The sequence below is a fragment of the Amycolatopsis tolypomycina genome, from assembly GCF_900105945.1.
Lineage (GTDB): Bacteria > Actinomycetota > Actinomycetes > Mycobacteriales > Pseudonocardiaceae > Amycolatopsis > Amycolatopsis tolypomycina.
This window is the reverse complement of the sequence record NZ_FNSO01000004.1, coordinates 3,280,687-3,300,828: the sequence shown is the minus strand read 5'-3', so window position 1 is coordinate 3,300,828 and position 20,142 is coordinate 3,280,687. Positions and strand designations below refer to the sequence as shown.

15 protein-coding genes and 1 pseudogene are annotated in these 20,142 nt (G+C 71.5%); 9 read left to right on the top strand and 7 right to left on the bottom strand.

Features of this window, described 5'->3' with window-relative positions; genetic code table 11:
- Nucleotides 1–9: 9 nt before the first annotated feature.
- Nucleotides 10–1,563: a phage tail sheath family protein gene (locus BLW76_RS25190; protein WP_091311553.1), complete on the bottom strand. Its 1,554-nt coding sequence runs from the start codon at nt 1,561–1,563 to the stop codon at nt 10–12.
- Between the two features lie 191 nt (nt 1,564–1,754).
- On the opposite strand from BLW76_RS25190, the gene BLW76_RS25185 reads away from it, so the two are divergent.
- On the top strand, nt 1,755–5,198 hold the full coding sequence (locus tag BLW76_RS25185; protein WP_244170297.1) for a phage tail protein: 3,444 nt from the start codon (nt 1,755–1,757) through the stop codon (nt 5,196–5,198).
- A 92-nt stretch (nt 5,199–5,290) separates the two neighbouring features.
- Here the strand turns inward: BLW76_RS25185 and BLW76_RS25180 are convergent, their stop codons facing one another.
- From BLW76_RS25180 to BLW76_RS25170, 3 genes are all read right to left on the bottom strand, one after another.
- A complete protein-coding gene (locus BLW76_RS25180) occupies nt 5,291–6,043 on the bottom strand; it encodes an eCIS core domain-containing protein (RefSeq protein WP_091311548.1) in 753 nt (250 codons plus the stop codon).
- A gap of 103 nt (nt 6,044–6,146) precedes the next feature.
- A complete protein-coding gene (locus BLW76_RS25175) occupies nt 6,147–8,132 on the bottom strand; it encodes an ATP-binding protein (RefSeq protein WP_091311546.1) in 1,986 nt (661 codons plus the stop codon).
- Entirely contained in the window at nt 8,129–8,788 is a 660-nt protein-coding gene (locus tag BLW76_RS25170; RefSeq protein WP_091311544.1) for a Pvc16 family protein, read from the bottom strand. Before BLW76_RS25170 ends, BLW76_RS25175 begins: the two co-directional genes overlap by 4 nt.
- A gap of 119 nt (nt 8,789–8,907) precedes the next feature.
- Here BLW76_RS25170 and BLW76_RS25165 point away from each other — a divergent pair, with 119 nt between their 5' ends.
- From BLW76_RS25165 to BLW76_RS25150, 4 genes and pseudogenes are all read left to right on the top strand, one after another.
- A complete protein-coding gene (locus BLW76_RS25165; RefSeq protein ID WP_091311542.1) occupies nt 8,908–9,351 on the top strand; it encodes a GNAT family N-acetyltransferase in 444 nt (147 codons plus the stop codon).
- 79 nt (nt 9,352–9,430) lie between these two features.
- A complete protein-coding gene (locus tag BLW76_RS25160; RefSeq protein ID WP_143060678.1) occupies nt 9,431–9,958 on the top strand; it encodes a hypothetical protein in 528 nt (175 codons plus the stop codon).
- Between the two features lie 3 nt (nt 9,959–9,961).
- On the top strand, nt 9,962–10,870 hold the full coding sequence (locus BLW76_RS25155; protein ID WP_091311538.1) for a hypothetical protein: 909 nt from the start codon (nt 9,962–9,964) through the stop codon (nt 10,868–10,870).
- Between the two features lie 264 nt (nt 10,871–11,134).
- Nucleotides 11,135–12,283: pseudogene (locus BLW76_RS25150) on the top strand (IS110 family RNA-guided transposase); the annotation flags it as partial.
- Nucleotides 12,284–12,359: 76 nt separating this feature from the next.
- On the opposite strand, the gene BLW76_RS25145 reads toward BLW76_RS25150, so the two are convergent.
- Complete coding sequence (locus BLW76_RS25145; protein ID WP_091311536.1) at nt 12,360–13,850, bottom strand: right-handed parallel beta-helix repeat-containing protein; 1,491 nt, start codon at nt 13,848–13,850, stop codon at nt 12,360–12,362.
- A gap of 575 nt (nt 13,851–14,425) precedes the next feature.
- Here BLW76_RS25145 and BLW76_RS25140 point away from each other — a divergent pair.
- A complete protein-coding gene (locus tag BLW76_RS25140; RefSeq protein ID WP_091311534.1) occupies nt 14,426–15,193 on the top strand; it encodes a hypothetical protein in 768 nt (255 codons plus the stop codon).
- 49 nt (nt 15,194–15,242) lie between these two features.
- Here BLW76_RS25140 and BLW76_RS25135 read toward each other — a convergent pair whose 3' ends face one another.
- Both BLW76_RS25135 and BLW76_RS25130 read right to left on the bottom strand, forming a co-directional pair.
- On the bottom strand, nt 15,243–15,737 hold the full coding sequence (locus tag BLW76_RS25135) for a hypothetical protein (RefSeq protein WP_091319830.1): 495 nt from the start codon (nt 15,735–15,737) through the stop codon (nt 15,243–15,245).
- A gap of 16 nt (nt 15,738–15,753) precedes the next feature.
- Nucleotides 15,754–17,178: an amidohydrolase family protein gene (locus BLW76_RS25130; protein WP_091311532.1), complete on the bottom strand. Its 1,425-nt coding sequence runs from the start codon at nt 17,176–17,178 to the stop codon at nt 15,754–15,756.
- Between the two features lie 127 nt (nt 17,179–17,305).
- On the opposite strand from BLW76_RS25130, the gene BLW76_RS25125 reads away from it, so the two are divergent.
- The 3 genes from BLW76_RS25125 (at nt 17,306) to BLW76_RS25115 (ending at nt 20,133) form a co-directional block, all read left to right on the top strand.
- The gene (locus BLW76_RS25125) at nt 17,306–18,118 is read left to right on the top strand and encodes an IclR family transcriptional regulator domain-containing protein (RefSeq protein ID WP_091311530.1); all 813 of its coding nucleotides are present in this window, start codon (nt 17,306–17,308) and stop codon (nt 18,116–18,118) included.
- 70 nt (nt 18,119–18,188) lie between these two features.
- Nucleotides 18,189–19,346: a CaiB/BaiF CoA transferase family protein gene (locus BLW76_RS25120; protein ID WP_091311528.1), complete on the top strand. Its 1,158-nt coding sequence runs from the start codon at nt 18,189–18,191 to the stop codon at nt 19,344–19,346.
- Nucleotides 19,339–20,133, top strand: coding sequence for a citryl-CoA lyase (locus BLW76_RS25115; RefSeq protein ID WP_091311525.1), 795 nt, complete (start codon nt 19,339–19,341; stop codon nt 20,131–20,133). The genes BLW76_RS25120 and BLW76_RS25115 overlap by 8 nt, the downstream gene beginning before the upstream one ends.
- Nucleotides 20,134–20,142: the final 9 nt, after the last annotated feature.

Below are 20,142 nucleotides of genomic sequence, written 5' to 3'. Positions count from 1 at the left end.
ACCCCTTCACTATTCGTTGACGAGGCTGGTGCCGCCGGACATCTGGGCCAGCCGGAAGATCACGAACTCCGCCGGTTTCACCGGGGCGATGCCGACTTCGCAGATCACCTGGCCGAGGTCGATGCCTTCGGCCGGGTTGGTCTCGCGGTCGCACTTGACGAAAAAGGCCTCGTCCGGGGTGAGCCCGAACAACGCGCCCTTGCGCCACTCCATGACCAGGAACGCGCTGATCGTGCGCCGGATCCGCGCCCACAGCGCGTCGTCGTTCGGCTCGAACACGACCCACTGCGTGCCGTTGAGGATGGACTCCTCGAGGTAGTTGAACAGCCGCCGGACGTTCAGGTAGCGCCACGCCGGGTCGCTCGAGAGCGTCCGCGCGCCCCAGACCCGGATGCCCTTGCCGGAGAACGACCGCACGCAGTTGACGCCGATCGGGTTGAGCAGTTCCTGCTCCGCCTTGGTCAGGTGCGTCTCGAGCGCGAGCGCGCCGCGGACGACCTCGTTGGCCGGGGCCTTGTGGACGCCGCGGGTGGCGTCGGTGCGCGCCCACACGCCGGCCATGTGGCCGCTCGGCGGGATGTACGTGTTGGTCCCCGAAGCCGGGTCGAGGACCTGCACCCACGGGTAGTACAGCGCGGCGTACTTCGAGTCGTAGCCGGCCGCGTCCATCCGCCAGCTGCGGACTTCCTGGGGGTTGAGCGCGGGCGGCGGGTCGATGATCGCCATCCGGTCGCCCATCAGCTCGCAGTGCGCGATCATCGCCAGCTGCACGGCCTTGACCGTGTCGAGGTCGATCAGGTCGCGCTGGTAGGCGGCCATCAGGTCCGGCGCGGCGACCATGGTGATCTCGTCGATCGCCTCCAGGCCGCCGAAGCCGGTCCGGTCGGCGACGTCGCCGACGTAGTCGTCGGCCGCGACCCGGCGCGGGACCGGTGGGGCGGACGGCTCCTTCGGCGGCGCCGAGAGCACCGCGGTGCCCTTGTCGGGCTTCGTGACCGCGCCGCCGGTGGCGACCTCTTCGATGGTGATGAGGCTGGACTTCTCGCGCACCGCGGTGACAACGTTCTCCTTGGTGCGCTTGGTCGTCACGTTGTGGGTCTCGACGACCTTGCCGTCCTGCTTGACCAGCACGGTGAACCGGTCTTCGGCCGGGTTGTCGCCCGTCGGGTCGGCCACCTCGACGGTGATCTCGCCGGCCGGCTTGCCCTCCGGCAGCTCCTTCGCGACGAAGCGGTAGCCGCCCAGCACGGCCTGGCGGGCCTCGATCTGCTTCGGCCCGGCGCCGTTGTCCTGGGCGCGCGAACCGCCGATGCGGACGATGTAGCAGTTGGTGCCGCCGTTGAGGAAGTAGCCGTAGACCGACTGGGCCAGGTAGCAGCCCTCCATGAAGTCGCCGAAGGTCTGCGTGAACTGGCCCCAGTTGGACACCAGCGTCGGGGTGTTGAAGGGACCGTCCGCCGCGAAGCCGACGAAGGCGGCCACTGCGGTGCCCACGCCCTCGATCGGCCGTGCGCCGGCTTCGATCTCCTCGACGTACACCCCCGGCGTGAGATAGGTGGGCATGCGTGCCTCCCTTGTCGACGCACAAGTCTTGTCTTCGGCGATGCTGCTGCCACCGCGTTCTCCGCGGAACGACCGTGCGGCTAGGTGCGCGGGAACCGATCTCTGCCCTTAAAGGCAACTGCCCGTTCGGGCACCCGTGCCCGCCCGTCCGGCCGTTGGCAAGCGGTCCGGCACGGCCGACAGTTGAACCCATGCCAACGGGGCGGGACAAGGCGCCACGGGAGCCGTCCGGGCAGCCCGCGCGGCCGCCAGGACCTGCCCGCCGGGCGGCTCCGCCCGCGTTGTTGCGCCTGCAGGCCACGGCGGGCAACGCGGCGGTGTCGGGACTGGTCGCGCTCCAGCGGCAGGGCTGTCCCGCACCCCCGGTCGCGCCGCCCGGCGTCACCCCGGACACCGACCCGAAGTTCCGCTCGCTGAAGAAGGACGTCGGCGACCAGGCCAAGACGGCGAAGGCCCATCCCCCGGCCGGCGCGGAGGTCAAGAAGGCCCAGGACGCCGCGGTGGCGCCCGCCGACGACAAGGACGCCCAGGCCAAGGCCGCCCAGGCGGACAAGATGGCGGCGGCGAAGCCGGCCGGGTTCGACAAGGCGGCCTTCATCGCCGCGGTGAACGCCGCGATCGCCAAGCAGGCGCCGAAGAACCTCGACGAGGCCGACAAGTTCGCCTCCTCCGGCAAGGCCGACCAGGTCAAGACGGAAGTGCTGGGCAAGGTCACCAGCGGCAAGGACGCCTCGGCCAAGGACGTCACCGACCGGACGAAGGAGCCGCCGGATCCCAGCCGGGCCGTGGAAAAGCCGGTGACGCCGCTGCCGGAAGCGCCGGCCCCGCCCGCACCGGCCCCGCCGGACGCGCGCAAGGCGACCCCGGACAAGGCGCCGCCCGAGCAGACCGACCTGCGCGCCGACCAGTGCGAAACCCAGGGCGCGATGGCCGCGGCGGGCGTCACCGACCAGCAGCTGGCCGAGTCCAACGAACCGGAGTTCACCGGCGCGCTGGCCGCGAAGCGCGAAGGCGAGCAGCACACGGCCTCGGCGCCGGCGGCGGTGCGCGAGTCCGAAGCCGGGCAGCTGGCCGCCGTGACCGGCGCGGCCCAGGCGTCCGGGCAGGCCGCGATGGCGGGCATGACGGGCGCGCGGTCGTCGGCCGGGCAGAAGGGCCAGGCCGCGAAGTCGGCCACGAAGTCGAAGGACGAACAGGACCGCGCCCGGATCACCGGCGAGATCAAGGCGATCTTCGACGAGACCAAGACGAAGGTCGAAGGCGTGCTGGGCGCCCTCGACGACCAGGTCGCGAAGAAGTTCGAGGCCGGCGAGGCGCAGGCCAAGGCCGCGTTCACCGCCGACCACCAGGCCCGCATGAAGCGCTACAAGGACGAGCGCTACGACGGGATCACCGGTGCGGCGCGCTGGGCGTACGACCTGTTCGCCGATCTGCCCGCCGAAGCGAACAACCTCTTCCTCGAGGCCAAGAAGGTCTACGAGGTCAAGATGCAGGCCGTCATCGGCGACATCGCGGACTTCGTCGGGCAGAAGCTGGGCGAGGCGAAGCAGCTGATCGCCGACGGCCGCACGCGCGTGCAGCAGAAGGTCGCGTCCCAGTCGCCGGCCCTGCGCAAGATCGCGGGCGAGGCGGCGAAGGAGTTCGGCGGGCAGTTCGACGACCTCGAGAAGTCCGTCGACGAGAAGCAGGACGCGCTGGTCGAGGACCTGGCGCAGAAGTACAGCGAGGCCCGCAACGCCGTCGACGAGGAGATCAAGACGCTGCAGGCGGAGAACAAGGGCCTGTGGAGCAAGGCGAAGGAGGCCGTCGGCGGCGCGATCGAGACGATCCTCAAGCTGAAGGACATGCTGCTCGGCGTGCTGTCGCGGGCGGCGAACGCGGTCGGGCTGATCATCGCGAAGCCGATCGAGTTCCTCGGCAACCTGGTCAACGCCGTGAAGACCGGCGTGATGAACTTCGGCGCGAACATCGTCGAGCACCTCAAGAGCGGCCTGAAGGGCTGGCTGCTGGGCAACCTGGCGAGCGCGGGCATCGAGATCCCGGAGTCGCTGGACGCCAAGGGCATCCTGAAGATGGTGCTCTCGATCCTGGGCCTGACCTGGGCGAGCGTCCGCGCGCGGATCCTGCGGTTCATCCCCGAACCGGTGCTCGCGAAGCTGGAACAGACCCTGGACGTCGTCAAGATCCTCATCACCGAGGGCGTGCCGGGCCTGTGGCGCTGGGTGGTCCAGAAACTGGGCGACCTGAAGGAGCTGGTCCTCGGCCAGGTCAAGGACTTCGTGATCGAGAAGATCGTCAAGGCGGGCATCACCTGGATCATCTCGATGCTCAACCCGGCGGCGGCGTTCATCAAGGCCTGCAAGGCGATCTACGACATCGTGATGTTCTTCGTGGACAAGGCGGCGCAGATCAAGGAGTTCGTCGACTCGGTGCTGGACTCGGTGGAGTCCATCGCCCGCGGCGGCGCGGGCGCGGTCGCCGGGCTGATCGAGCGGACGCTGGCGAAGGCGTTGCCGATGGTGCTCGGGTTCCTGGCCAGCCTGCTCGGCCTCGGCGGGATCTCGGAGAAGATCAAGTCGATCCTGGAGAAGGTCCAGGCCCCGGTGGGCAAGGTGATCGACTCGGTCGTGGGGACGATCGTCAAGGCGGGCAAGAAGGTCTGGTCGAAGCTGAAGGGCAAGAAGGGCGGTGGGCCCGGTGGCGTCCCGGACCCGCGCAGTGCCGGTCAGAAGCAGCAGGCCCTGGCCCAGGCCAAGCAGGCGGCCGACGCGGAGATGCGCAAGCCGAACGCCACCCAGCACACCGTCGAGGCGGCCCTGCCGAAGATCAAGGACACCTACCAGCTCACGACCATCGCCCTGGTGCCGACGAGCAACGGCAAGTTCAAGACCCACCTGGAGATCAACCCGACCGACGACACCGGCGAACTCCCCCTCGGCCCGATGGCGCCGGTCGACGAAGCGAAGGTCTACCTCGGCAAGCGGTTCGTCGTGAAGTCCACCAACCGGGTCGCCAAGGTCACCGACGTCCGCGCGGACGGCTGGGTGACCCTCCAGTACGAGCTGGAGCGCACCGCCGGCGGCCGCAGCAAGAGCTCCGAGGGGCGCCCGACCTTCCCGGTGCTGAAGTTCCTGGCCAACACCCCGAACGGCGGCCCCGAACTCGCCCCGGCCGAAGGCGGCGCCGACCAGACGCAGTACACGATCGACGGCAAGACGCTGCGGCCCGAGTACCACGACGTCCGCGCGGTCTTCTACGGCGGTTCCCACAAGTACAGCGGCCACGACGCGGCCAAGATCGCCGCGGTGATGCGGCCGGACGGGGTGACGTTCACCTGCCCGGGTGTCCCGTTCCTCGGCATCGCCCCGCACGTCGCCGCCCGCGTCAAGCCGAACAACGCCGACAACTACGCGCTGGACCACCGGAAGTCGGTCGCCGGGCACTGGAACGCCCAGGGCCGGGCGAAGGGCCAGAGCGACCGCTCGCAGTTCTACGCGGATCCGGGCAATCTCGAGGTCCTGTGCGCGTCCTGCAACAGCAAGAAGGGCTCCAAGGACGCCGACACGGGCGCGGCCGAGCGGTACCGCAAGGACGTGGAGATCCCGGGCTTCACCGGCCCCGACGGGAAAGAGTGAGCCGGACGGCCGCGAAACACCGCAGCCGAAGCGTGGCGAAGCGGCCTGCAGGTGACGGCTGAGCCGTCAACCCGCAGGCCGCGCGCGCCTGATCAGGCCTCTTCTTCGGTCTCTTCCTCGCGCTGCACGTACGTCTGCGCCATCTTCTCCTCTTCGCCCTCTTCGGCGGCCGGAGCTTCTTCCTCGCGCTGGACGGTCATCCGCTGCACGGGCTCCTCGTGCCCGCCGTCCTCGCACCGCTGCACCGCGGGCCCGGCGGCAGCGGGCGCCGGCGTCGACATCAGCCGGTCCGCGTTCGCCACGGCTTCGCGCTCGAACCGGTCCGACGGATCCGACACCTTCACCCCGCCGCCGGTGTCCGTCCCGTCCACCGGGCCGCTGCGCTGCTGCACCACGTGCGTCAGCTCGTGCGCCAGCATGTGCTTGCCGGAATCCGAACCCGGGTCGTACTTGTCGCGCTGGAACACGATGTTCGACCCCACCGTGTACGCCTGGGCGTTCACCGACTTCGCCGAGTCGTGCGCCGCGCTGTCGGTGTGGACCCGGACGTCGGAGAAGTCCGCGCCGAAGCGGCCCTCCATGTCCTCCCGTGTCGCGGTGTCCAGGGGTGCGCCGCCGCCCGATCCGACCACGTCGTGGACCGGGGAACGCTCCTCCTCGACCAGTGACGACGTCCCCGCGTTGCCCACCGCGCGCTGCAGGCCCAGCAGGCCCGCCGGCCCCAGGACGTCGGTGCGGCCGGCCGCCGCCGCGCGGCCCAGCAGGTCGTGGTCGTCGCGCTCGATCCGGTCGCCCTTCGGGCGCAGGTTCGGGTCGAGGTCGTTGTCGTGAGTCTGCCCGCGCATGTCCGCTCCCTCCGCCGACGTCCCAGCTTGCCCCGCCGTCGCGGCGAGCGCCAGGCTGCGGTGCGCGTCCGGACGGGCAGCGAACGCTGCCCCTCCGGGCAGTTCAGCCGTCGGTCACCATCGCCAGGTAGGGCCCGAACTCCCGGTCGAGGCACAGCCGGCCCAGCTTGCGGTACTCGCGCGCGACCGCGCCGACCAGGTCGGTCATCGCCACCGGACGGCCCGCCTCGGCCGCCAGGTACGCGCCGGTGACCGCGGCCGAGCGGATGTGCCCGCCCGCCAGCTCGAAGGCCTCGGCGAGGAACCCGAGGTCCAGGTCCGCCCCGCGCGGCAGCCGGGTGCCGAGGCAGCGGTCCCACAGCCGGTGGCGGAGCTCGACGTCCGGCAGCGGGAAGTCCACGATGACGTCGAGCCGCCGGGTGAACGCCTCGTCGAGGTTCGCCCGCAGGTTGGTCGCCAGTATCGCGATCCCGTCGAAGGTCTCCATCCGCTGCAGCAGGTAGGCGCTTTCGATGTTGGCGTACCGGTCGTGGGCGTCGCGGACCTCGGACCGCTTGCCGAAGATCGCGTCCGCCTCGTCGAACAGCAGGACGCCGTTGACCCCGGACGCCTCGGTGAAGATCCGCTCGAGGTTCTTCTCCGTCTCGCCGACGTACTTGTCGACCACGGTCGCCAGGTTCACCGTGTAGAGGTCCAGCCCGAGCGACGCGGCGATGACCTCGGCGGACATCGTCTTGCCGGTGCCGGAGTCCCCCGCGAAGAGCCCGGTGACGCCCCGGCCGCGGCCGCCGCCGGGGCGCATCCGCCATGCGTCGAGCACCTGGTCGCGGTACCGCGCCCGGGCCGCCAGTTCGTCCAGCAGGGACAGGACGCCGGCCGGCAGCACCAGGTCGGGCCAGTTGACGGCCGGTTCGATCCGCCGCGCGAGCCGCTGCAGGCCGGCGGCGTTCTGGCTGCGCGCGCCCGCGCAGACGTGGTCCGTGCGGACCAGCCCGTCGTCGGCCAGCGCGGACACCGACGCGGCCTTCGCGGCGCGGGCGATCTGGCCGGGCCCGAGCACGAAGTGCGCGGTCGCCTCCCCCGGGTCGACGCCCGGCGCGAGCCTGCCGTCGAGCCGGGCGCGCCAGAGCGCCGCACGATCGGCGCCCGACAGCGGCAGCGCGTCGAGCTGCAGCGGCGGAGTCGCGCTCCAGCGCGGGTCCCAGGCGCCGGTGCCGTGCACCACCAGCGGGATCGCCGGGTGCGCCAGCTCCTCCAGCCGCGGGTCCTCCACCGGCCCCAGCACGATGCCGGCGCCGCGCAGCAGCGCTTCCCGCCGCAGCGACGCGGTCAGCTCGGCGTGGCCGGGCTCGGCCTGCCAGCGCGCCGCGTCCACCACCAGCGCCTGGTACCCGGCCTCGGCCAGCGCGCCGACGCCGAGCTCTTCGGCCCCGCCGCCGGGCTGTTCCTTCAGGTAGACGAGCCCGACCCGGCCGCGCAGCGCGCGGGCGAGCCGGTCGCGGCCCGGGACGTCGACGAGCTCGGTGCCCAGGTGCGCGCAGCCGGCCAGTTCGGGCGCGAGCCGGTCGTCGCCGAGCAGGTGGTTCACCACCCGGTCGGGGACCCGCAGCGTGCGCGAGAGGAACGGCCGGTCCTCCTCCGCCACGGCGAGCAGGCCGCAGGTGACCAGCGGCGAGTCGGCGTCGAGCCGGGCGCGGCCGGCGGCCGAGGCCTCGGGGATCCCGCACAGGCGCAGGGCCAGCCCGGCGCTGGCGCGGCGGCGGGTCACGTCGTCGTTGAGGTAGCCGTAGAACTGCTCGAACCGGCTGTCCAGGTCGGGAGCGAGCGCGACCAGCAGCAGTTCGACGTCTACGCCGGTGAGGCCGGCGCGTTCGGCGAGCGGGCGCAGCCTGCCGCCCGGGACGGAGTCGGTGAACGGGGTGAACGGCTCGCGGTGGCCGTCCAGCAGCGCGTCGATCGTCTCGTTGGACAGGTACAGGCCGCGGAAGGGGTCGTCGGGGTTCGGGTCGGCCGCGCGGCGGCTGTCGACGGCGTCGCGGATCCGCTGTTCGAGCCGGGCCAGCCGCTCGAACAGGTACTCCAGGCTCACCGGGGCTTCCGGTGGGTGCGCGCCATGGCGACCCGGCGCTGTCCTTCGACGGCCCCGGTGGCGGCCACGTGGTGCCCGATGAGCTCGCCGCCGCCGGTGTCCAGCTTGAGGCCTTCCTTGGCGGGCGGGCCGGCCGGGTAGACGCGTCCACTGTGGATCGGTGCGGAGACGACGACGTCCAGCGAGGGCTTGAGTTCGCCGCCGAGCGCGGTCCACACGTCGGCGAAGGCGCGGTCCTCCGGCGGCGGCAGCGCGACGGTCATCGGCACCGGCAGCCCGGTCTCGGCCAGCGACCCGGTGAGCACCTCGGCCGGCACGGCTTCGTAGCGCAGCAGGCCGAGCAGCAGGTCCGAGAGCACGCGGTGCTCGTCTTCGGGCCGCTGGGTCCACGCGGTGACCAGGTAGGACAGCTTCACGTGCTTGGGCGGCAGGTGCCGCGCCGCGAGCTCACCGCGCTGGTCGTACTCGTTGAGCAACCCCCGCGACCGGCGGCGCATGTCCTCGCGCACGTCGTAGAGGTAGATGTTGACGGTGGGCGCGTTCCGCCGAGCCGCCCAGTCCTTGGTCGGCGCGTCGAAGGCGACGTCGACTTCGCTGCCGCGCAGCGCCTCGTCCTTCACCAGCCGCCGCAGCGCTTCGTCGACCTCGTGGATCACCGGCGGACCTCCTCGCACTGGCGGTGCCTCCACGATGATCGCGTCCGCCCGCACCGGCCAGCCGCGCAACGGCAAACCTTCGGGTACGCCCGGCTGCCCGTAAGGGCAAAGTGGCCGGTATGACTATCACGACCAGGCTCGCCACGGAGGCCGATGTGCCGGCCCTGCTCGCTCTGCTCCGGGAGTTGCATCCGGACGACGTCGTCCCGTCCGCGACAGCCGCGGCCGCCGCTTGGCGGGCCATCGCCGGCCAGCCCGGCCGGGCGATCCTGCTCGCCGAGGTCGACGGCGTCGCGGCCGGCACCGTCGACTGCGCGACCCTGCCGAACCTCACGCGCGGGGCGCGGCCGTTCATGCTCGTGGAAAACGTCGTGGTCGCAGCCCGGCACCGGCGGTCGGGCGTGGGTGCCGCCCTGATGGCGGCAGCCTTCGCCGTGGCAGGGGAAGCGGGCTGCTACAAGGTCCAGCTGCTGTCCCGATCCGGCCGCGACGCCGCGCACGCCTTCTACGAGTCATGGGGATTCCGGGCCGGTGCCCGGGGCTACCGCCGGTATCTCGACTGAGGGTGCCAGACGGCGCGCGATCTTGTAACCGGGCCCGCCGCCGGGACGACTACCGCTTCAGGAGAACGAGGTGGTGCCCATGCGACGGATCACGGGCCCGATCGGGCTGGCACTGGGCGCGCTGGTGGCCGGGTGCGGGAGTACCGGCCCGCCGGAACCGCCGACTTCCCTGGTCACCGGCACCGCGACCACCGCCTCCGCGAGCGAGCCGCCCGCGAGCTCGGCGGGACCGGCGCCGGGGAGTTCCCCCGCCGTCGTGACCTCCCGGACCGCCGCTCAGACGACCCGGCGGCCGCCGCCGTCGAAGTCCACCCCGACGACCGCGAAACCGCCGGCGAAGGGGTCGCCCGTGCGCACCGCGCCCATCGACATCGTCGGCAGCTCCTACGCCGAGACCGGGCCGTTGACGAAGGCGCAGCTGACGGACGAATGCGGCGGCACGCTCTGCGTCGAGATCGCCGAGACCGTCGAAGGACCCCCGGACCCCGACCAGGACTGCGAGGTCAAGCGGATCATCCAGGCACTGCCGATCTACCGCGGTGACACGATCACCGTGGTGCTCTCCGATCCCTGTGGCGACTTCACCGAACCGTCGCCGAGCGGCTGAGAGATGGCGAAACGGCTCCGCTCCCTGCGGCCCCCGGCCGTGGCGCAGCCGGAAAACCCCTCGCGGGCACTGCGGCTGCTCGGCTCGGTGATCGCGCCGACGACCGTGCTCACCGGGCTGCTGTTCTTCTTCGGCAGGCAGCACGCCAACTGGCTGCTCGACTACTTCGGCGTCCCGCTCTCGACGATGGGCCTGACCGCGCAGGACTACCTGGTCCGCAGCGCCGACGGCCTCTTCGCCCCGGTGGCCGTGGTGATGGCCGCGATGCTGGCCCTGCTGTGGCTGTACCGCTTCCTCCGGGCCCGCCTCGCCGACGCGGCGTGGCAGCGGCTGCTGCGCGTCGCGACGCCGGTGGCCGTCGGGTGCGGGCTCGCCGGGGTCACCGTGGCGGCGGTGGGCGTGGTGCGCCCCGAGGCGTTCGCCTCGTCGTATTCCGTGCCCGGCGCCGGGCTGTCCCTCGGCGTGCTGTTCCTCGTGTCCGCCTCCCGCCTGCTCGCCGCCCGGGCCGGCCGTGCGCTGCCGCCGCCGGTCGCGACCGCGGAGTGGCTGGCGGCGTTCGCGCTGGTCAGCGTGGGGTTGTTCTGGGCCGTGGCCGACTACTCCGCGTCCGTCGGCGTCGGCCGGGCCCTGCAGATCGAGGCAGGGCTGGCTGCCCCGCCGGAGGCCGTGCTGTACAGCGCGAAGAGCCTGAACCTCACCGCGCCGGGCGTCCGCGAGACGGCGTGCCGCAACCCCGACGCCGCCTACCACTACCGGTACACCGGACTGAAGCTGATCCTGCAGTCCGGCGGCCAGTACTTCCTGCTGCCCGTCCAGTGGCAGAAGGCCGACGGGACGGCCGTGGTACTGCCGCGCACCGACGCCCTGCGGCTGGAGTTCACCGCGGCCGCGGACCCGGACGCCCCCTGCTGAGCGCTCACTGGTGGACGTTGGGGGGTGGACAGGCGTATGCGTCTTGTCTGCACCCCGGGTCTGCCGGGTCACTGCCGGGCTGAGCGCGTCACCCGATGGGGATGACCTGGCTGAGAGTTGCAGCGCCCGGTGGCCCGGGACGCGCAGATCGGCCATAGGGCTTTGCGCCACGGCTTGCCGGCCTGGAGCGCCTCAGTGAGCGACCGACCGTCACGTCCCGGACCGGAGTGCTGATTTCCGTGGGCTGACGGAAAGGAGCACACCATGGAGGCTACGCCCGCGTTCGCCGGAATCGACTGGTCCTGGCAGCACCACGCAATGTGCATCGTCGATGCCGGCGGGCGCCGGATCGCCGAAGCCACCCTCACCCACTCCCGCACCGGGCTGAGCAAGATCACCGCACTGTTGTCCCGCCACGGCGTCGCCCGGGTCGGGATCGAGCGGAGTGACGGGCCGGTGGTCGAGCACCTGCTGCGCGAGGGCTTCGAGGTCGTGGTCATCCCGGCCAGGCAGGTCCGGTCACTGCGGGCCCGTTACGGCAGCGCCGGCAACAAGGACGACCGGTTCGACGCGTTCGTCCTGGCCGATGCCCTGCGCACCGACGCCGGTCGCTGGGCCCCCGTACGCCCAGACACAGATGACACCATCGCGCTGCGGATGCTCATCCGCGCTCGTCGTGACCTGATCGACCATCGGATCGCAGTCCACAACCAGCTGCTGGCCTTGCTGCAGCACCACTTCCCCGGCGCCGTCGGCCTGTTCAGCCAGCTGGACCTGCCGATCAGCCTGGCGTTCCTGCGTCGGTTCCCGTCCGAGGCCAAGGCCGCCTGGTTTTCCCCTTCGAGAATGGCGCACTGGCTCAAAGCCAACAGCTATAGCGGCCGGCACAGCGCCGCCGACCTCAACGCTCACCTGCGCGAGGCGGTAACCGGACACACCAGCGGGCCCGCGGCCGAGGCCGGCGAAGTCATCGTGCTCACCCTCGTCGACCTGCTCAGCCACCTGCGCACCCGGCAAGCCGACCTCGAAACACGCATCAAAGAAGCGCTGCTGGCCCACCCCGACGGGCCGATCTTCCAGTCCCTGCCCAGGGCCGGCGCTATCCGCGCTGCGACACTGCTCGCCGAGATCGGCGATTGCCGAGCCCGCTTCCCCGACGCCCAAGCCCTGGCCGCCGCCGCCGGGGTCGCGCCCTCAACCCGCCAATCCGGCAAACACCGCACCGTCGCCTACCGCCGCGGCTGCAACACCCAACTGCGCGCCGCGCTCGTCGACTGGGCCCAAGACACCCCACGCGCGAATCCCTGGGCCCACGACACCTACCAGCGAGCCCGCCAACGCGGCTGCCGCCACCCGCACGCAGCACGGATCCCGGCCCAAGCCTGGACCAGAATCCTCTGGCGCTGCCGGCACGACCACCAGCCCTACAACCCCGACCTCCACGGCCGACTCCACACCCTCCACCAACAAGCCGCTCGACATAGGGCTCTCAGCAGTGCGGCATCACGCCGTCGAACGAAGCGCAGTTGTCCTGGTTCCACGGCGTCGACTGCCACTGCTCGGCCGTCAGGATCCGGGACGTGTCGCCCGCGACGAACTTCCAGGGCCCGTAATAGGCGTTGCTGTACCAGTAGTTGTCCTGGTCGTGGGTGATGGCGTCCTGGATGACCTTGCCCTGGTACGGCGACCAGGACGGGTACGTCCCCCAGTTGGACAGCAGCGCCATCTTCCCGCAGTTGCCGTTCGTGCAGCCGACCCGGGCCGGGTCGAAGCGGAACGTGTTGTCGTGCACCATGACCAGCTGGGTCTTCCAGCGGCAGTCGTCGTACAGCGGCGGGGACGCGATGCCGGGCGCCGAGCACTGCGTGCGGTCCGCGACGAGCTTGGTGCACGTGTTGATCGAGGTGTTGGCCGGGCTGTTGCAGAACCGGTCGGCGTTCTCCCAGGCAGTGATGCCGGACCAGTTGTCCTCGAAGGTGTTGTCGTAGATGTCGACGAGGTAGGTCCGGCCCGGCACCCGCGGCTCGCCGCCCGACTCGGACAGGTACACGCTCGCCACCGGGAAGTTGTCGCCCTTGTCGGCGCGGCGCTTGCCCGCGACCAGGCTGTTGCGGCGCAGCACGTTGTCGCGGAACACCAGGTTGTAGCTGATCTCGTAGAACAGCGCCTCGGCGTCGTTGTCCTCGATGAGGTTGTGCTCGATGAGGAAGTCGTTGTTGTCGGTGTCGGCCCACAGGCCGGCGCCGTGGTTGTGGTGGATCCAGTTCCCGCGGACGTCGGCCTTGTCGACGACCCAGAACTTGATCCCGCCGCTGCAGCCGCAGCCGGGGCTGCGCGTTTCCCAGTCGTCGGTGTTGTTGCCGACGATTTCGTTGCCCTCGACGATCAACGCGGTGATCGTGCTGTCGGACCGATAGGCGTTCATGCCGTACTGCCCGTTGTTGCGCAGGCAGCTGTGCCGCAGCTCCTGGCGCGCGCCTGCCATGATTCCCGCGCCTTTGTTGTTCTGCACGGTCGTGTTTTCGATGATCCAGTGCTCGCCGGAATCGTGGTTCACCACGCCCTGGTCCTGCGGGGCGACGAAGTTCTGGATGGTGAGCCCGCGGATGACGACGTCCTTCGCCTGCTGGGTGAACGCCGCCCGGTTGATGCCCTGCCCGTCGAGCACCGCGCCGGGCGCGCCGAGGTAGACGTTGCCGTCCTTCGGGATGACCTGCCCGAACGGGTCCGCCGCCAGCTTGTGCGTGCCCGGCGGCAGCCAGAACGTCGTGCCGGGCGGGGACTCCTGCGACTTGCGGTAGAGGTCGCCGGGCACCGCGGCGTCGACGGTGACGGCGCCCGCGGGTGCCGTCACGTTGGCCACCGGCTGGTGGTCGCACACCGGTCCCGGCGTCACCGCGGCCGCGGCCGCGACGGGGCCGGGCGGCACGACGAACGCGGCCAGCAGAACGACAGCCAGAATGGATCTGATCGGCGACATGCAGTGAACGTACGCAATTGACTGCGCAACGGTCTTGGTCCGATCGAGTCCATTGCCACGCTTTTCGGGTGTACCAGGTAACGAAAAATACAGTGATTAGTCCACGACTATGATAATCGTGGGAACAATCGGTGGAAGGCTCTGTTATCGTGGTGCGACGGCGGCTTCCGGCCGGATTGCCCCGTCGGCGCCCGGCTCCGGCGACCCGACACCGGCGCACCACGGCTGGGCCGCCTGCCGCGTCCGGGTCGCCCGACCGGCCGAAGGCGGCAGCGGTCGACCGGCGGCCCCGGCCCGGCGCCGGGACCCACATTTTTTCCGTTAAACAGGGAACTACCTGAGCGAGTGATTCGACGCCATTCGTCACGACCGCTCCCGCGGCGGCGAACTAGACTGGTCCGACCCCATTCCACCGTTGTCCTCCGCATGGCGGTTCCGGCGCACCGATCGGGTATTTGCGCAGGTCAACGCCCTGTCGCGGCGGTAGCGTCACCTCTCGGACAGAACTTCTGCCCCGACGGCCGGGCCCCCGAATGAAACCCGGTGTCGCACTCAGGAAGGAACCCCGAGAAATCATGTCCACATTGCGACGACTGGCTGTCGCCGGCGCTTTCGCGCTGCCGCTTTCCCTCGTCATCGCGGGGCCGGCGACCGCTCATCCGCTCGGCTGGCCGCACGACTCCTGGAGCGCCGAGACCTCCAGCAGCTGGGCCGGCATCGGTGGTGCGGGCACGACCGACACCGAGGAAGGCACGACCTGGTGGGGCCACCACTGGTCCGAGCAGAACTCGGCCGTGGCCGGCATCGGCGGCGCCGCCGTGACGCACAGCGGCGAGTCCGGCCACGACTGGTACGACGGGGACGACGACTGCGACTGCGACGCGGACGACGACTACGACGGCCCGGCCGTGACCCACCACCACGTCATGAGCCACCCCGACCCGGTGGACCAGGAGCCGGCCGGCCACGTGATCCGCCCGGTGTACGACACCGACGACGATGACGGCGATGACGACGACAGCGACGTCGGCTACCACGCCGAGCAGCAGTCGGCGGGCGTGGACGGCGCGACGTCGGCGCACGTGGTGAGCCACGCGGGTGAGCACCACGCCGTCTACCAGGCGGAGAAGCTGACGGCCGGCCCGTTCGGCGCATCGTCGGAGGGTGCGCACGCGGTGGCCGTGCCGGACTACGCGGGCTACCACGCCTGGTACACCGCGGCCGGTGTGGGCGGGGCCGCGGCGCACTCGGTCACCTCGGTGGCCGACGCCACGGAAGCGGACGACGACGACTGGGTCGTCGACCACGACGTCGACAGCGAAACCGCCGAAGACGACGACTGATCCGCTGGTCGAAGCCGAGCCGGGTCCGCACCGCGCGGACCCGGCTCGCTCAGTGCGCGGCGAGCAGGTCCAGTACGGCGGCGGACTTCGCCGCGTCGAGGAACCGCAGGCCCATGAAGTGGTCGCCGGGGGTGAAGCCCGGCAGCGCCCAGACGGCTTCGTAGGGCAGCCCGACACGGCGGTAGCGGCGCAGGCTGTAGACGTTGCTGAACAGGCACTTCCCCGGGTCCGGGGCCCAGAGGCGGCGTGCGAAGGCGGGGTTGCGGAACCCGTGCCCGACCTCGGCGGTGGCCTGGACGTGCTTGCGGCCGGTGAAGAGCACGACGTCGCCGGTGGTCACGGTGTCCATCCGGCGGTCGTACTTGTCCTTGGCGCCCCAGAACCGGGCCCGGCCACCCGGGTGCAGCGCGTTCAGCCGGGCGAGGTCGGCGGGATCGAGGAGATCGGCGTACGCACCGAAGGCCACGGTCTTCTCGAGGGATTCGGCGCCGTAGCGGCGGGCGTCCGCGGTGCCGTAGGCGGGCTGGACGAAGACCTGGACCACGGACGGCAACGGTAGCTCAGCCGCCGTGGGTGCGGTCGCTCTGGTAGTCGGTGTAGGTGTAGGGGTTGTCGAGGATCTTGGTCTCCGGGACGTCGGGGTTCATCCCCTGCCACCACGCCTCCTCCCCCAGCTGCGCCCGCAGGTACCCGACCGTCTCCTCGACGCGCTGCCGGACGGCGGGCAGGTCGGCGGCGACCAGCTTGCCGTCGCGCTTGACGACCCGGCCGCCGACCAGGACGGTGTGGACGTCGCCGCGCTGGGCCTGGAACGCCACGTGGCCGTACGGGTTCAGCAGCGGGAACGACGCCGGCGAGTCGTCGTTCTTCAGCAGGACGACGTCGGCCTTCTTGCCCACTTCGAGGCTGCCGAGGTCCGAGCGCCCCAGCGCCGCGGCGCCACCGCGGGTGGCCCACTCCACGACCTGTTCCGCGCGCAGTGCCGCGTGCGTCACGGTGTCGCCCTTGGCGTGCGCTTCCAGGTGCTCGCGGGACCGGTCGGCGCCGAGGGTGGCGCGCATGGCCGAGAAGAGGTCGCCGCTCCACCACACCGAGGTGTCCATCGACAGCGACACCGGGATGCCGTACTTGCGCAGCGCCCAGGTGGGCGGGTAGCCCTGGCCGGCGCTCTGCTCGCTCTCGGTCGAGACCGACACCGACCCGCCGGTGGCGGCGATGCGGTGGTAGGAGTCGGCCGACAGCGACGCGCCGTGGACGTAGACGGTCTCCGGGGCCATGAACCCGTGGTCGTACATCAGCCGGATCCCGTCGTCGCCGGTCGCGCCCCAGACGCCGGCGTGCGTGGTCACCGGCACGCCGAGCTCGCGGGCCACCTCGAACGCCGGCTTCTCGGGGAACGCCGGGTCGCCGGTGACGTCGAAGGCGAGCTGGAAGCCTTCGAGGCCGCCGTCGCCGCCGGTGCGCCGCGAGACGAAGTCGCGGAACTCCCGGGTGGCCGTCCAGTTCGCCGGGGCGTCCTGGATGTTGCCGTAGGCGAGGACGAACCGGCCGGGGACGGCTTCGAGCGCGTCGGCCGCCGCGTCGGCGTGCTCGGTGGTCTGCAGGCCGTGCGACCAGTCGACAGTGGTGGTGACGCCGGCCTCCAGGGCTTCCCACGCGCCGAGCAGGTTGCCGGCGTGGATGTCCTCGGGGCGGAACACCTTGCCCCACTCGAGGTAGTACCAGACGAAGTACTGGGTCAGCGTCCAGTCGGCGCCGTAGCCGCGCATGGCGGTCTGCCAGAGGTGGCGGTGGGTGTCGATCATCCCGGGCATGACGATGCCGCCGGTGGCGTCGATCTCGGTCGTGCCCGCCGGCACGTCGAGCGCCGGTCCGATCGCGGTGATGCGGTCGCCCTCGACCAGGACGTCTTCGCCGGGCAGGACGCGGCGCGCGTCGTCGAGGGTCAGCACCGTGCCACCCCGCAGGACGATCGATCCGGACATGACTGCCTCCGTTTGCGTACACTCGTCCGCTCCACGGACACTTGGTGGGCGCAGTCACCTTTGCCCAGTGCTGCGCCGGTGTCAATCCCCGCCGCTACGCTGCCAGGGACTTGCAGAGGGAGGTCGCATGCCACGCGAGGGAACCGGTCCCGACTTCATCGAGGCACTGGCGCGCGGGCTCGAGGTGATCACGGCGTTCCGGCCGGGCCGGCGGGCGATGACGCTGGCCGAGGTCGCCACGGCCACCGGCCTGGCCCGCCCGACCGCCCGCCGGATCCTGCTGACCCTCGAAGAGCTCGGCTACGTCCGCACCGACGGCCGCGACTACTCGCTGACGCCGCGGGTGCTCGACCTCGGGGTCGCCTACGTGCGCTCCACCGGCCTGTGGGACGTCGCCCGGCCGCACCTGGAACGGCTGGTCGCGCGCACGAACGAGTCGTGCTCGATCGCCCAGCTCGACGGCTCCGACATCGTCTACGTCGCCCGGGTCGCGGTGCCGAAGATCGTGGGCCTGAGCGTGCAGATCGGGACCCGCTTCCCGGCGCTGCCGACGTCGCTGGGCAAGGTGCAGCTGGCCGCGTTGCCGCCGGACGAGCTGGAGGCGGTGCTGGCGGAGGCGAGCCGGTCGGGGCTGGTCCCGCGCTGGCAGCCGGACCGCACCGAGCGGGACGCCGCCCTGCGCGAGGTGCGGGCCCGCGGCTGGGCGCTCACCGACGAGCAGCTCACGCTGGGCATCCGGTCGGTGGCCGCGCCGCTGCGCGACGGGTCCGGGCGGGTGATCGCCGGCGTCAACGTCAACTGCCACGCCGCGGAAACCCCGGTCGAGCGGCTGCTGGAGCACCACCTGCCGCTGCTGCTGCAGACCGCCGGGGAGATCAGCGCCGACTTCGCCCGGCTCGACGAGGTCCCCCACGTGGTCGTGAGCGGCACGGCGGGTTGACCGCAGCCGCGGCCTGTCGCAGACTGGCGGACAACAGTCCGTCTGACGGACAGAAGGCGAGGACCTGGTCTTGGAACCCCCCACCGGCCCGCTGTCCGGGCTGCTGGTCGCGGACTTCTCGCGGGTGCTGGCCGGCCCGTACGCCACGATGCTGCTGGCCGATCTGGGCGCCGACGTCGTCAAGGTCGAGGGCCCGCAGGGCGACGAGACCCGCACGTGGATGCCGCCGGTGCGCGGGGACGTCTCGACGTACTACCTGGGCGTCAACCGCGGGAAGCGGTCCATCGCGCTCGACCTGCGCGACGAGGCCGACGCCGTCGTCGCCCGCGAGCTGGCGGCCCGTGCGGACGTGCTGATCGAGAACTTCAAGCCCGGCGGGCTGGCCAAGTACGGCCTGGACTACGCCGCGGTCCGCGCGGTCAACCCCGGCAGCGTCTACGCGTCGATCAGCGGGTTCGGGGCAGGCGAGGGCGCGCACGTACCCGGCTACGACCTGATGGTGCAGGCGATCTCGGGCCTGATGAGCCTGACCGGCGATCCGGACGGCCCGCCGTACCGGGCCGGGATCTCGGTGTTCGACGTCATGGCGGGCAACCACGCGGTGATCGGCATCCTGGCCGCGCTGCGCCACCGTGACGCGACCGGCGAAGGCCAGCACGTCGAGGTCAACCTGCTGTCCTCGGCGCTGACCGGGCTGGTCAACCACAGCTCGGCCTACGCCGCCGGCGGTGTGGTGCCGTACCGGATGGGCAACGCCCACCCCAGCGTCTTCCCCTACGAGCCGCTGCCGACGGCCGACAACGACCTGATCGTCGCCGCGGCCAACGACGGGCAGTTCCGGCGGCTGTGCGAGGTGCTCGACCTGCCCGGCATCCCCGACGACCCGCGGTTCGCCCGCAACGCCGACCGGACGAAGAACCGCGAAGAGCTCCGGCCGATCCTCGTCGAGCGGCTGGCGAAACGCGGGGCGGTGGACTGGTTCGACGCGCTGACGGAGGTCGGTGTCCCGTGTGGACCGATCAACACGATCGACGGCGGGTTCGCGATGGCCGAACGCTTCGGGCTGGACCCGATCGTCGAGGTCGGCGAGGGCGCTCGCGCGGTTCCGACGACCCGCCACCCCATCCGGTTCTCCGCGACCCCGGCCGGCTACCGGCTGCCGCCGCCGGAGCTCGACGAACACGGCGCCGAACTGCGGGCGTGGCTGACGGAGGCCGCCGATGGCTGACCCGGCCTACGAAACCGCCCTCGGCGCGTCCACAAAGGACAAGATCACGCTGCTCGGCCACGATCTGGCCGAAGACGTCATGGGCACCGTCGGGTTCGGCGAGCTCGCCTTCTGGCTGGCCACGCAACGCCGTCCGTCCCCCGGGGAAACCCGGGTCTTCGAGGCGGTGCTGGCCGCGCTGGCCGACCACGGCTTCACCCCCACCGCGATCGTCACGCGGCTGACGTACCTGTCCGCACCGGACTCGGTCCAGGGCGCCCTGGCGGCCGGGCTGCTGGGCGGCGGGTCGCGCTTCCTCGGCGTCACCGAGGACTGCGGCCGATTCCTGCACGACGTGCTGTCCGAAGTGGACACCCTCCCGGACGGCGACGGCGGCTGGGACGCGCTCGCGCTCGAAACCGTCGAAAAGCGCCGTGCGGAACGGAAGTTCGTCCCCGGGCTCGGCCACCACGTGCACAAGGACGGCGACCCGCGCACCCCGCGGCTGTTCGCCATCGCCGACGAAGAGGGCCTGCGCGGCCCGCACCTGGAGCTGTTCGCCGCGATCGGCCGGGTGCACCCGCGGGTGCTGGGCAAGACGCTGCCGCTCAACGGCGCCGGCGTCTGCGGCGCCGCGCTCGCCGACCTCGGGCTGCCGCTGCAGCTGCTGCGCGGGTTCGCGCTGCTGGCCAGGACCGCGGGGCTGATCGGCCAGCTGGCCGAGGAGCTGCGCCACCCCGTCGCCAACGACATCTTCCTGTCCGTCGACTTGAACAACCGGTCGGTCCCGCCGGATCCGCACGCGTGAGAGGAACGC